Below are 14,108 nucleotides of genomic sequence, written 5' to 3'. Positions count from 1 at the left end.
TCAAGTCGTTGTCATTGGTGTTTTGATGGTATCGATTGTCGGTACGCTTTGGCAGCATTCTGACTTTCTAAAAAGGTTGCGGTATACTATATCGCAGCCTTTTTTATCATATAAAATCATAACCTACCCTCTTCATCGTATTATAAAAGGATTTACCTTATGGCAGGATTGCTTAATATCTCAGAGCCCAGCAGCCAGCAAAACACAAAAAACAACGGCTTGGAGCCTGACTTTTTGACCGACATAAAGACCGAAGCGACGGCGCAGCCCACCTCTCATAGCAGCTATAGCCGTGATGATATCGCGCAGTTGTTTGACTTGCCATTGATGGATTTGCTGATGCAAGCACAGACTGTGCATCGTCAGCATTTTACAGCCAACGAAGTACAGATTAGCACCTTATTGTCTATCAAAACTGGCAACTGCCCTGAAGACTGTGGCTACTGCTCACAATCAGGCCATCACCGCGACACCACCAAACTGCAGGCAGAAAAACGTATCGAAGTCGATAAGGTCATCGCCGCCGCCAAGCGCGCTAAAGCCACGGGTTCGTCGCGCTTTTGTATGGGTGCGGCTTGGAAACACCCAAGCGCCAAAGACATGCCTTATGTGGTCGAGCTGATCAAAGAAGTCAAAGCATTGGGGCTTGAGACCTGCATGACCCTAGGTATGCTAAATGACCAGCAGGCCGCGCAGCTGGCTGATGCAGGGCTTGACTATTACAATCATAATCTAGATACCTCGCGGCGCTATTATGAGCAAGTGGTCAGCACCCGCAGTTATGACGAGCGCTTAGACACTCTCGCTCATGTCCGTAACTCTGGTATCAATGTCTGTAGTGGCAATATCGTAGGGATGGGTGAGAGCCGTGACGACCGTATCGACTGGGTACATGAGCTGCTAAAAATGCCCAAAGCGCCTGAGTCTATTCCGGTCAATCTATTGGTACCCATTCAAGGTACACCGATCGGTGATAAAGTTTTAGCAGAAGGCCAGCTCTCTGTGCTGGAGTGGATACGTACCATTGCGGTGACGCGTATCTGTTGTCCGACCAGCTACGTGCGCTTATCTGCTGGCCGCGAGAGCCTCTCTGATGCCGAGCAAGCTTTGGCCTTTATGGCAGGTGCCAACTCGTTTTTTTATGGTGACAAACTATTGACCACAGGTAACGCCAGTCAATCGAGTGACAATAGACTGATGCGTGAGCTCGGCCTCACTGCTCAGTTTGCCGCTCCTCGTGCGCCAAAGCAGGTGTCTGTGCTGGATGCGATGAGTGGGCATCAATCACAGGTCGTGTTGGCACAATAGCCCTTTGTATGCCATTGATTGATAGTTGCGTTGACAGTCATATTGGTAGTCACACTGGTAGTTGCGCTACTAATGAGCAATATGTGCTAAGCTTGCCGACATGATGGAGCCTACCCGACCAAACAGTAAGAGAGAGGATAATGGCAGATTATTTTAATTGGATCAAAGCGGCGCATATTATTTCTATGGTTTGCTGGTTTGCTGCGATATTTTATTTACCGCGCTTGTTCGTCTATCATGCGATGAGTGAGGACAGCATCAGCCACGAGCGTTTTGCTATCATGGAGCGCAAGCTGTATCGCGGCATCATGACGCCATCGATGATAGCGACATGGGTATTTGGCTTATGGATGTTAGGGCTGGGCTGGGAGGTTTACAAAACCCAAGGCTGGCTACATGCCAAGCTACTGTTGGTGGTACTGCTCTCAGCCTACCACGGTGCTTGCGGTTTTTATCGCAAAAAGCTGATCGACAACCCACATTACAAAACCCATAAGTTTTGGCGCTGGTTTAATGAGATACCTGTTTTTGCCTTGATATTTATCGTGATTTTGGTGGTGGTCAAACCGTTTTAAAGACAGCGACACGAGCTAGATTGATCAAACCAAAACGCCCGTCATCTCTTTAGATAACGGGCGTTTTTTGTAAAGCATGTAAGGTTGCTGTGCCTACGCCGCTTGCTGCTGCGCAAAACTCATCTTCGTCTCACTGTAGTGTTTTTATCCTGAGCCCATTTATCACGCTTAAACACTTGGGCGCATGATTTGATAGACATTGCTCAAATCATACACGCGGTAACGCGCAGGCTCTCGGCGGTTTTCGCCTGCATAGCTGAGAATCAGTGCTTGCTTGGCACGCTCATCTACCCAGCCGACAAACAAGCCACTATGCTCGACGCCATTGTAGCCGTGGTTGATATAATACAGCCAGTCACCTGCTTCTATCTGACTGCTATGAGCATAAGGCCCTTGGCGGTATGTGCCTTTGTGTACTGTATCTCGCGTCACCCCTGCTCGCTTAAACACTGCATCTAAATAATCCCAGCAGCCGCCTTGAATGATTGTACGCTCATTGAGCGCCATTTTACGTGCTGTACTAATGACTTCACGCGCCGCCATACTGCTTTGGCGCTCTGCGCTGCTCAGTATCGGTAAATATTCACTATCGACATTGTCATAGCTACCAGACAAAAACGCTGGCAGCACAGATGGCGCTTGATAGGCGCGCTCAGGATAGCGATATGCCGTGCTCCCCACTGGCGCGGTAACTGCCGTGTCGGCGCGATAGCTATCGGCGCGCTGAATACGAGAGCGCGTACTAATCTTAGCAGAAGGGACGGTTGAATATGATGGGGTATAACGGGCGCTCAGAGCTGACTGAGCTGATTTTTGCGCGATAAGCGCACTCATACTATCGGCATGAGAGGATGCCATGCCACCTACAAGCAGCAATAACACGCTACATGACGCTGTAATCGGCGACGATACAGACAGTGACATAGACGATGACAAACGCGACATGACTGACTCCTTGTCAAAGGTACCATTGACAACAAAAAAGCAAAATACCAGTTTTCAGTCTTACTTATAAACCATTTGGGCATAAATCTGCAAGCACTATAGTTCATTCACTATAAACACGATACCGGGTAACTGGTATGAGCGCATCGATTTTATTTCGAATTGACTATAGCAATAGCATCGTTTAAAGAAAGGAAATAAGGCTTAAAAAAGGTAGATAGAAAAACTAAGAGGGAGGCGGGTTGTCATTCATCTTAATATTGACATGGCGTTTGCCAAATGTCTGGCCTTGTAATATCGCTTGGGCGGCTTTGGCCTCTTGCACACTCTCAAAGCCACTGATCTGGCACTTACAGCTACCATCGACATCCGTGATCTGTAGCTGCTCACCCATCAGTGTGACATTATCACTAGCGATAAGGGTGATGTGTTGACGCTTGCCTTGATGGTCATGCACCAGCTCACCACTACGCACCCACAGCACACCACTACTGATATTTTTGCTCAAAGCTTGTTTTTGCTGCTGGCGTTTTTTATTAAAAACAAAACTACCAACGATGAGCAAAGCCAGCGCGCCAATAGCAAGGCGCTCAGGCAACAAACTCATGGCCATCGCGACCGCCACGGCACCCACGAGCAAGGCGGTGCCAAACCAAAACATACCATTGTCAGCCGCTGGCGCTTGATTTTGCAAGGTGATTTTGGCGCCGTCATCGGTCAGCTTGAGCATGTATCGTTACCTATTGCCGAGTATTTACTGCAAAATTAATGCGTTGTTAGAGGACGATAAGACCAAAAAATGTCGCTTACCAGCCCAGCGCCGTCTGCTGCATGGTAATCAGCTCCGCAATGCCTTTTTCGGCCAGCGCTAGCATATCGTCTGCTTGGGCGCGAGTAAATGGCTTTTCTTCAGCAGTGCCTTGTAGCTCAATGAACTCGCCCTTTTGGGTCATGACGACGTTTAGATCGGTATCACAGCTGGCGTCTTCTTCGTAGTTGAGGTCCAAGTACGCTTTGCCATCTTTCATACCTACAGAGACCGCCGCCACCAGGCCAATCAATGGATCGGCTTTGAGCTTTTTGGTTTTTTGTAGGCTCTCTAACGCATCGATAAGCGCGATGGCCGCTCCTGTGATACTAGCGGTACGCGTACCACCATCAGCTTGTAGTACATCACAATCAAGGTAAATGGTGTTTTCACCAAGCTTGCTAAGATCAATCATAGCACGCAGGCTACGACCGATGAGGCGCTGAATCTCTTGCGTACGACCTGACTGCTTACCGCGCGCCGCTTCGCGTTGGTTACGGGTATTGGTCGCACGTGGCAACATACCGTATTCGGCCGTGATCCACCCTTTACCCTTACCCTTTAGCCAGCGCGGTACGCCAGACTCAACACTAGCGGTACACAGGACTTTGGTATCGCCAAAGCTGACTAACACTGAGCCTTCAGCATGCTTGGTATAATGGCGCTCAAAGCTGATCGAGCGAAGTTGGTCAAGCTCACGATTGTCAATACGCATAAAAATTCCTAGTACTTGTTTTAAAGCAGTGTTGTAAAATAAGTGTTGTCAATAAAAGGTAGCACGCGCAAAGCGGCATGAACCACAAACTCTCAGCCAGCCAATGTCTGAGCCGATGCCCGTATGACGATATCCTAACGTGGCAGCGGCGCAATAGCAAGATTCACTCCAGCCATTACGCCGCTACAAAAAAGACGCTGGTGTTATTCTAGACCTTCCATCTTACGCAATTCTTTACGCAAAATCTTACCGACGTTTGACTTTGGTAATTCATCGACAAACTGTATATGACGCGGACGCTTATAGCCTGTCAGTTGTTTTTTACCAAAATCAAGCAGCTCTTGCTCGGTGACCTCGCCTTTTTTGACCACAAACAGCTTAGGCTCTTCGCCGCGCTGCTCATTTGGTATACCAATAGCGCCGCACTCTACCACAGCTGGATGCTCGCTCATGGCTTCTTCGATTTCATTTGGATAGACATTAAACCCTGACACCAAAATCATGTCTTTTTTGCGATCAACGATTTTGATAAAGCCTTTTTCGTCCATGATACCGATGTCGCCTGTTTTTAGGTATCCATTGCTGGTAAAGGTCTCGGCGGTTTCTTTTGGACGGTTTTGATAGCCGATCATCACCTGTGGGCCTTTGACACAAATCTCGCCGCGATCGCCTAATGCCACTTCGTTTTCGTCCTCATCGATGAGTATCACATCGGTGCTCGAGGCTGGAATACCAATCTTGCCAGTAAACTCAGAGATGGTCATTGGATTAAAGGCCACCACAGGCGAGGTCTCAGACAGACCATAGCCTTCAACGATAGGCAATCCTGTGATTTTATGCCACTCTTTTGCCACGCTTGGCAACACCGACATCCCGCCGCCGATAGAGGCTTTTAGATTAGAAAAGTCCAAGTCGGCAAAGCTTTCTTTGTGTACCAAGCCATTAAACAAGGTATTGACCGCTGGGATAAACGAGGGCTTGTATTTGCCCATCTCTTTAATCAAACCATCCAAATCGCGTGGGTTTGGAATCAGTAGCCCTGCATAGCCTTGGTACATGCCGTACATACCACAGACCATAAAGGAGAAGACATGATACAGCGGTAGTGCTGTCAAGATGACATCATTGGCATCGACATCATCGTCAAAGGCACTATTCATCAAGGCGCTGATCTGTAGCATATTGGCGACTAGGTTGCCATGAGAGAGCATGGCACCCTTGGCCACGCCTGTGGTGCCGCCGGTATACTGGAGCAGCGCCACATCGCTGAGGTTCATATCTGGACGCTGGTACTTGCTGGCTGATACAGCGTTTAGCGCTTGTTTAAAGCTCACACTGTCTGGCAAGCTATAGGCTGGAATCATTTTTTTGACATGGCGAGCCACAAGATTGACCACCGCGCCTTTGAGCGTGCCCAGCATATCGCCGATTTTGCACAAGATCACATGCTCGACCTGACCTTTGTCTTCGGCATCTTGATAAGTCTTAGCAAAGTTTTCGACGATAAACAGCGCTTTGGCACCGCTATCATGCAGCTGATGCGACAGCTCGCGGCTGGTATAGAGGGGATTGACATTGACCAGCACCATCCCTGCGCGAATGATACCCAAGGCCACGACAGGATACTGCAAGATATTGGGCATCATCACCCCAACCTTATCACCCTTGACCAGTCCTAGTGACTGCAAGTAGCTGGCGATTTGGCGACTGTACAAATCCAATTGCTTAAAGCTAACAGAAGCACCCATGCAGATATAGGCAGGCTTTTGCCCATAACGACTAAAATTACGCTCAAACACATCAAGTAAAGAGGTATTGTCCTCTGGCATATCGATAGTTGCTGCGATGCCATAACGCTCATAAGCACTCAACCACGGACTGTCGCTGTCTATCGTCGGCATATCGGGAAAGGCATTGTCTTGATATGCCTGCCTAGCGGTATGGCCCGTGGCAGCTTGATCCTCTGTCGTCTCTTTATTGATACTGTCGGTCATAATTTTCCCTAAATGTTGCCGTTAAAAACATAAAATAATCAAAAGCGCGTCATCATTTCTCGCCCTTTAGCCATGCATCGATTAAAAGTAATACATCGATTAAAAGCAGTGCATCGATTCAATGAAAGACATGCCCCAATAAAGCACCCTTATCTATCGCAGCAAATCTGTGGCTACAAAAGCTTATGAATAAAAAAACAAGGCAACACCATTGGGTTTATCATTCATAAGCTTTGCAAGTCACAAAGCCATACCACGTCATCGATAAGTGGCACCATGCCTTAGCCACACGCTAAGGTATACCTTACTGTCATTATGATGGTTTTGCCAAACCGCTCAAGCCAAACCAACAGATATATACAAAAATAGGTCGGTGGGCACTATAGCAGTTTTATGCAAAATTCTCTATCTGTGGCGATGATGTTGTACAGACAAAAATAGCAGAAAAGACAAAAAATGATAAAGCAGCAACCAGCGGCCTTATCATTTTTGTGTACGATGACATCTCGAGCAAAACCACTCAGACTATAGAGTCCTAGCCCTAGTGAGTCATGAATAGCTGATCAGCTCGGCTTAAGCAAGAGCCTAACCGTGGTTTTTCTCTTCAAGCTCTCGCAAGTCTTTGCGTAAGATTTTACCCACGTTTGACTTTGGTAGCTCGTCGATAAACTCTACGTAACGCGGACGCTTATAACCCGTTAGATTCTCTTTGCCATACGCGATGACTTCTTCTTCTGTCAAGCTGTCATCACTACGTACCACATAAATCTTTGGCACCTCACCGCTTTTTTCATCATCGATACCGATGACACCGCACTCTAAGATTTTTGGATGACCTGACATGGCGTCTTCTACTTCGTTTGGATAAACGTTGAAGCCTGACACCAAGATCATGTCTTTTTTGCGATCGACAATCTTAAAGTAGCCTTCTTCATCCATCACACCGATGTCACCGGTACGGAAATAACCATCCGCCGTCATCACCTCGCTCGTGGCATCATCGCGTTTCCAGTATCCTTTCATTACCTGCGGCCCGCGCACACTAATCTCACCGCGCTCACCAATCTCAACCTCATTACCCGCCTCATCCAAGATGGCCATATCCGTGGCTGGCATTGGCAGACCGATGTTGCCTGAGAACTCGCCTGTCCCTTGTGGATTTGCTGAGGCAACAGGCGAGGTCTCTGATAGACCATAGCCCTGTACAATGATATTGCCCGTGATTTGCTGCCATTTTGCCGCTGTATCCTTTAGCACAGCCATACCGCCGCCCATCGACATCTCAAGCTTGCTATGATCGAGCGCTTTGAATACCTCACTATTGGCAAGCGCATTAAACAAGGTATTTACCGCTGGGAAAAACGCAGGTGGATAATCTTTGTAGGCTTTGATTAAGCTTGCGCCATCGCGTGGGTTAGGTACCAAGAGCCCAATACAGCCGCGATAGAGGCCGTACATGCCACAAACGGTAAATGAGAAAATATGATATAGCGGTAGTGCCGTCATAATCACTGGCTGCTCATTCATTTTTTCAAACTTATCAAAAGCATCGCCTAAGTACGTGTCACACTGAATCAAGTTGGCAACCAAATTGCCATGCGTGAGCATCGCGCCTTTGGCCACGCCTGTGGTACCACCGGTATACTGTAGTACCGCGACATCATCCAAACCGATGTCATTGGGGCGCTGATAGCTGGCAGCTGAAAAGCGATTAAGCGCTTTTTTGAATTTGACGCTACCATTGATATGATAGGCTGGCACCATTTTTTTGACATGGCGCACCACCGTATTGACGATGAAGCCTTTCAGCGGGCTCATCAAGTCGCCCATCGATGTCACCACCACATGATCGACCATCTCCTTGCCGATATCTTCATAGGTTTTTGCAAAGTTTTCTAATAAAATCAGCGCCTTGGCATCAGAATCTTCTAGTTGATGGGCAAGCTCTTTGGTGGTATAAAGTGGGTTGACATTGACCAGCGTCAGACCTGCCCGCAGTACGCCCAAGACAGCAACGGGCAACTGCAGGATGTTTGGCATCATTACCGCGACTTTATCGCCTTTTTTTAGGCCGAGGGACTGTAGATAGGCGGCGACCTGCTTACTATAACGGTCTAATTCTTCGTACGAGAGTTTGACATCCATACAGACAAACGCGGTTTTGCCAGCGTGTTTGATGAAGTTTTGCTCAAGTATCTCAAGCAACGAGGTGTCGGCGGGCGGCATATTGATATCGTACTGCATGCCAAGTTTTTCGTAAGTTTTGACCCATACTTTGTCGTTACGACGAATCAAGTTACCGTGATTTTCCATAATCTTTTCTCTCCTAGTAATAGTACGCTACCGTCCACTCATACAAGTCACAGCGTGACAAACACACAAAGTCTCAAAGCACTGGCAAACCATGGTGATGGCTGTCAGGCACCGACCTTGCTGTATGGTGACAAGCAAACCCTATAGCGGTAAATAGCCCTTTGTTCATTAACATACACACTTTATAAAGACTACTCAATACAAAAGATTGCTACTTGCGTTCGCAAAGATACTTGACGCTCATTAATACCATTATTATCAATCAGTTAAGCAATAAATGACTCGCCATTTCATAGATTTTCATTTTCTTATTTATAACTAGACAAATTTCTACTTTTATACCAAATCATCCTCACTGATGCGGTTTTGCTAAAGCGTGGCGAAAACGCTGGCTTTTATGGCATGTGAAGCGAGTTGTGTTATTTTACCTTGCTTGCTTGCCTGAACAGGCACGTCACACCTTGTCGTCTATTCTGAGTTATCTCTTTTTAATTTTGCCGATATCCTTTACGATAGCACTATCTTATTTTGGCGCTGATGCGCATTATTTATACCTATTAAAACTGATAAGTGAACCTTACTTTATGTCCGATGTTATTGACCATACCGTCCCTGCCGCCCCTTCTCATGAGCCGATGGACACCCGCTCGGTAGCGGAATTCACTGAGCAGGCTTATCTCAACTACGCCATGTACGTCATCATGGATCGGGCGCTACCAAATATCGCCGATGGTCTAAAGCCCGTCCAGCGCCGTATCGTCTATGCTATGAGTGAACTTGGCCTAAAATCCTCTGCTAAAGCCAAAAAGTCTGCCCGTACCGTCGGTGATGTACTCGGTAAGTACCACCCGCATGGCGACAGTGCTTGTTATGAGGCTATGGTACTCATGGCGCAGCCGTTTAGCTATCGCTATCCGCTGATCACCGGGCAAGGCAACTGGGGCAGCCCTGATGACCCCAAATCCTTCGCCGCCATGCGCTATACCGAGGCCAAAATGTCTGCCTATGCCAACACCTTGCTGGCAGAGCTCGGCCAAGGCACGGTCGATTGGCAAGATAACTTTGATGGTACCTTACAAGAGCCTATCACCCTGCCTGCGCGCCTGCCCAATATCTTATTAAACGGCACGACAGGGATCGCCGTCGGTATGGCCACCGACATCCCGCCGCACAACCTAAATGAAGTGGTACGCGCCGCCATTCGCTTACTAAAAAATCCTGAGCTATCGGTAAAGCAGCTCACCCAATCGATACCTGCGCCTGACTTGCCCACGCCAGCTGAGATCATCACCAGCAAAAAAGACTTGCAGGCCATGTACGAAAGCGGCCGCGGCAGCTATAAAATGCGCGCGACCTACCATATCGACCCCAAAGAAAAAAACCTCGTCATCATCGATGCGCTGCCCTATCAAGTCTCAGGCAACAAAGTGCAAGAGCAAATCGCCAAACTCATGCTGGACAAAAAACTGCCATGGGTGACCGACATCCATGACGAGTCTGACCACGAAAACGCCTGCCGTATCGTGCTTGAGCTGCGCTCTACCCGCGTCGATGTCGAGCGCGTGATGAGTCACCTGTTTGCCAGTACTGACCTTGAGAGTAATTATCGCGTCAATATGAATATGATTGGCCTAAACGGTAAACCGCAGGTCAAAAACCTCAAAGAAATCCTTGAAGAGTGGCTTATCTGTCGCCGCTCGGTGGTCACGCGGCGCTTGCAGTATCGCCTCGATAAAATCGATAAACGCCTACATATCTTGGCAGGATTGCTGATCGCTTATCTACATATCGATGAGGTCATTCGTATCATCCGCGAGGAAGACGAGCCAAAGTCAGCATTGATGGAGGGTTATGATCTGACCGACATTCAAGCCAATGCCATCTTGGACATACGTTTGCGTCAGCTGGCAAGGCTTGAAGAGATTGAGCTGCGCCGCGAGCAAGATGCACTAGACGCTGAGCGCGCCACCATTCAAGAGCACTTGGACAACCCAGACAGCCTGACCAATCTGATGATTGAAGAGCTGAACGCCGATATGAAAGAACACGGCAACGAGCGCATGTCACCACTAGCAGAGCGCGAAGAAGCACAGGCGCTAAAAGAGTCGGATCTGGTACCAAGCGAGCCTATCACCGCGATACTCTCAAAAGCAGGCTGGATTCGCGCTGCGAAAGGTCATGACGTCGATGCCGCTGGCATGAGCTATCGCTCAGGAGACAGCTATCAAGCGCACGCACGCGGTAAGTCCAACGAGAGAATCTACGTACTCGATAGTACAGGGCGTAGCTATAGTGTCGACGCGCATAGCCTAGCCTCAGCGCGTGGTCAAGGCGATCCGCTGACCAGCGTACTCAAGCCGCCAGCAGGTGCCAGCTTTGAGCAGCTAATAACTGGTCGCGACGATCAGCGTATCATTCTCGCCAGCTCTAACGGCTATGGCTTTATCAATACCCTTGGCAACCTCGATAGCAATCAAAAAGCCGGTAAAAAAATCATCAATCTAGCGGCCGATAGTCGTCTGCTTCCTGTCATGCGTATCGATGCGCCAGCAGAAGTGGCGGTTCATGCTGACGGTGCAAACAGCAACGAAAACGTGGCACCTGACCATGTCGCTGTGGTAACCAATGCAGGGTATTTATTGGTATTTGCCCTTGATGACTTGCCCGAGCAAGCACGTGGTAAAGGTAATAAGCTCATTAAACTAAAAGACGGTGAAGAAGTGCTTGCTATCACGCCGCTAAGCTTGCAAGACAGCCTAGTCATCACCGCAGGCAAACGTCATGTGACGCTAAAACCCAATGATTTGGCCAACTATACGGGCACTCGTGGTAATCGCGGCGGTCAGTTGCCAAGGGGCTTTCAGAATGTGAGTTCGGTTGCGATTGGGTAATCATGGCGATACTTTGTGCTCTAGGCTCTAATAGGCACAGCCCTCCATACTGTTAATAAAAAGCCGTCTATACACAAGGTGTAGACGGCTTTTTTATACACGCTAAAACAAATGGTCAGTATAGTGAAAAGACACTACTCGGCTAAAACTTGCTAAAGTTGCTATCTCCAAACACTGCTGTCAAGAAGCTTTCAATCTGAGTGCTTGTCATCAGATAGGGATTATAGTCAGAACCTGCTGAGAAGCTTTTTAGAGCATAATCTTCATCTTCAGCGTTTGAGGTGAGATGCTTGACTAAAAATCCATTCCATTGACGCGACTCTATTTCATAGATATTCACAATATTAGGAGAAATGGCTGAGTGTTTATCAAGTATTTTTTCTAAGGCAGTATTGATAGCAGGCCTTGTCCCCTGAAAGCTTTGCACAAAATAACCTTCGCTAATGACCAAAGCTGAAACTATACGATTATCTTCAAAATATCTTCGCCAATACTCAAGTGCACGAGTCAGCTCCACGCCCGAATCTAGGCCGATATTTTTGGCGACGTATGTCATGTTAATAAGAATATGCTCGCCATTTCTTTTTTTACTTTCTGAGGTATAGTTTGTCGTCATCGGTATAAGAAACCTTATTTATTTGAAATACTTATCTAAACTAAAACACACTTTATTATAATACATAATAAAATATTTTTTTTAGGTTTTAATCGACTTTCTTTTACTTGTTATGATTTTTTAGAGTTATAGATAGCATTTCATCTTTAGCCCTGTCGCAACCCCAAAATAGGAATAACCAAGTCTTCCTCATCACTCAGATGCTGCGACAGTAAATCGGTGACATCCAGCAAGGTTTGATGCAATTGTACTGCCAGTACTTTATCCTCAACCTCACTTCTCGTCAGCGTATCGTTTTGCAGCTGCAGCTTATCGAGTAGCGCATCCAAGCGCACATGGTCGCGCCCCAATATCTCAAACCCTGCCTGTAGCTGCGGGTACATCCGAATAAATTCAGGGAAAAACCCCTCGTCCTCCACGCCATGATGCTGATGCAGCTTGAGGATATGCATATTGATACGTTTGAGTAGCTGCGAGCGATATTTTGCCCAGTCGTACTCACCAGATTGATAACCCTCACTTATCTGTGTCAAGATACGCTGGCGTTTGCGTATGTTAGTATGTACCTTTAGCCAGCCCGATGTCTTATAGGCATAATCTGCGCCAAACCATTGATCAGGCGGTAACTTATTGAATAAAAATAACCACTCCGCCTCTAGCCGACTCTCAGGATGACGCGGTGATGGAGCAAACAAATCATCGTCTAATGCTTGTGGACTAGCCTTATTATCGCTTGTGGTAGAGAAGGTCATGCAGGTGTCCTTAGGTCGTGGCTTTGGCTGATGACTGGCGCTGATAACGCTCACTCAAACGTATCACCAAGCACTTATATATTTGCTATTTTATTAAAAATAACTGCAATTACAATAGATAATATTTAGATTTTATATAGCCCGTGCCCCACTCTGACCCATTAACTCAAAAGACTTACACGGTTGTTTTTTAAACATAAAGGATGCTCATGTTTATTGTAGATAAGGCTGCGACAGCCAGTATGAACCATACATTGCCTGTGCCAAAAGTGATATTTTTTGATATCGACGATACGCTAAGCCGCAACGGTATTATTGCAGCGCACAACAAGGCTACCCTTGAGGCGCTTGCCCAAACCGGCATTAAGCTGGTGATTTCTACAGGGCGCTCTAAAGCGATATTGCCGGCTGATATTTTGGCCTTGCTCGAGGCAGAGGTTTTAGACGCCATTATCTGTATGAACGGACAGTACAGCTTTGATAATCAGGGCTTAATCAGTCACTATCCGTTGTCTGCTGAGCAGGCGGACAAAATCGTGCAGTTATGCCAAACCAGTCAGCTGATTCATAAGTTTGACTCAGCGACTCATATCGCTTGGTCGGGGGAAAATGAGCGTCTGCGTGAATTCAATGCCAAAACCCCCAACTCCATCGTCGATCCCCTCTACTATCTATCAAACCCTGTTTATCAGTGCTCGGTGTTTTTTAACAATCAATTCGATAAAATGCAGGACATCAATTTTGCACAGGACGATTTAAAGCTAGTACATTGGCATCAAATTGGTGCGGATATTTTGCCTGCCAACGCCTCAAAAGCCCGTGGCATCCTAGACGTTTGTGACTATTACGGCGTAAATGCCAGTGAGTGTATGGCGTTCGGCGATGGTATGAATGATTTGGAGATGTTTGATTTGGTCGGCTATGCGGTCGCGATGGGCGATGCCCAGCCTGCACTGATCGAGCGCGCAGATTTTGTCACGGGTACCATTGAAGAATATGGTATTCAAAAGGTGCTTGAACAATTTAAGGTGGCGTCATAAATAGAATATAGTGAGTTCAGTATAAAAACGATACAGTGGGACTGGGATAAATTTTTCGCAGCCTCTGTCGGCGCAGGCACAGCACGCAAGGAAAATTTATACCAGTTCCACGTTGACATATAATGTATCTGTTTTATTTAGAATTGACTAT

The 14,108-nt window shown here is 47.2% G+C and carries 11 protein-coding genes; 4 read left to right on the top strand and 7 right to left on the bottom strand.

All coding sequences use genetic code 11. The annotated features are described in order from the left end of the window. Positions 1-159: 159 nt before the first annotated feature. Positions 160-1,308, top strand: a complete 1,149-nt coding sequence (gene bioB, locus J3491_RS07985; RefSeq protein ID WP_207969773.1) for a biotin synthase BioB — start codon at positions 160-162, stop codon at positions 1,306-1,308. Between the two features lie 140 nt (positions 1,309-1,448). Then, on the top strand, positions 1,449-1,883 hold the full coding sequence (hemJ, locus tag J3491_RS07980; protein ID WP_075100347.1) for a protoporphyrinogen oxidase HemJ: 435 nt from the start codon (positions 1,449-1,451) through the stop codon (positions 1,881-1,883). Positions 1,884-2,051: 168 nt separating this feature from the next. On the opposite strand, the gene J3491_RS07975 is transcribed toward hemJ, so the two are convergent. The 5 genes from J3491_RS07975 to J3491_RS07955 all read right to left on the bottom strand — a co-directional run bounded on the left by J3491_RS07975 (position 2,052) and on the right by J3491_RS07955 (position 8,658). Next, the gene (locus J3491_RS07975; RefSeq protein ID WP_207969772.1) at positions 2,052-2,828 is read right to left on the bottom strand and encodes a hypothetical protein; all 777 of its coding nucleotides are present in this window, start codon (positions 2,826-2,828) and stop codon (positions 2,052-2,054) included. A 226-nt stretch (positions 2,829-3,054) separates the two neighbouring features. Continuing rightward, the gene (locus J3491_RS07970; RefSeq protein ID WP_207969771.1) at positions 3,055-3,558 is read right to left on the bottom strand and encodes a hypothetical protein; all 504 of its coding nucleotides are present in this window, start codon (positions 3,556-3,558) and stop codon (positions 3,055-3,057) included. A 76-nt stretch (positions 3,559-3,634) separates the two neighbouring features. Further along, positions 3,635-4,351, bottom strand: a complete 717-nt coding sequence (gene rph / locus J3491_RS07965) for a ribonuclease PH (RefSeq protein ID WP_100750069.1) — start codon at positions 4,349-4,351, stop codon at positions 3,635-3,637. Positions 4,352-4,554: 203 nt separating this feature from the next. Further along, entirely contained in the window at positions 4,555-6,345 is a 1,791-nt protein-coding gene (locus tag J3491_RS07960; protein WP_207969770.1) for an AMP-binding protein, read from the bottom strand. A 585-nt stretch (positions 6,346-6,930) separates the two neighbouring features. After that, positions 6,931-8,658, bottom strand: a complete 1,728-nt coding sequence (locus tag J3491_RS07955; RefSeq protein WP_207969769.1) for an AMP-binding protein — start codon at positions 8,656-8,658, stop codon at positions 6,931-6,933. 584 nt (positions 8,659-9,242) lie between these two features. Between J3491_RS07955 and parC the strand changes: the two genes are divergently transcribed. Continuing rightward, entirely contained in the window at positions 9,243-11,549 is a 2,307-nt protein-coding gene (gene parC, locus J3491_RS07950) for a DNA topoisomerase IV subunit A (protein ID WP_207969768.1), read from the top strand. Between the two features lie 142 nt (positions 11,550-11,691). On the opposite strand, the gene J3491_RS07945 is transcribed toward parC, so the two are convergent. After that, positions 11,692-12,165 (bottom strand): BLUF domain-containing protein, encoded by a 474-nt coding sequence (locus J3491_RS07945; RefSeq protein WP_207969767.1) that lies wholly within the window; start codon positions 12,163-12,165, stop codon positions 11,692-11,694. Between the two features lie 146 nt (positions 12,166-12,311). After that, a complete protein-coding gene (locus tag J3491_RS07940) occupies positions 12,312-12,917 on the bottom strand; it encodes a hemerythrin domain-containing protein (RefSeq protein WP_083608452.1) in 606 nt (201 codons plus the stop codon). Positions 12,918-13,126: 209 nt separating this feature from the next. On the opposite strand from J3491_RS07940, the gene J3491_RS07935 reads away from it, so the two are divergent. Then, a complete protein-coding gene (locus J3491_RS07935) occupies positions 13,127-13,957 on the top strand; it encodes a Cof-type HAD-IIB family hydrolase (protein WP_243456237.1) in 831 nt (276 codons plus the stop codon). Positions 13,958-14,108: the final 151 nt, after the last annotated feature.

This window comes from Psychrobacter halodurans, from assembly GCF_017498075.1.
Classification (GTDB): domain Bacteria; phylum Pseudomonadota; class Gammaproteobacteria; order Pseudomonadales; family Moraxellaceae; genus Psychrobacter; species Psychrobacter celer.
This window is presented reverse-complemented; position numbering and strand designations above follow the sequence as displayed.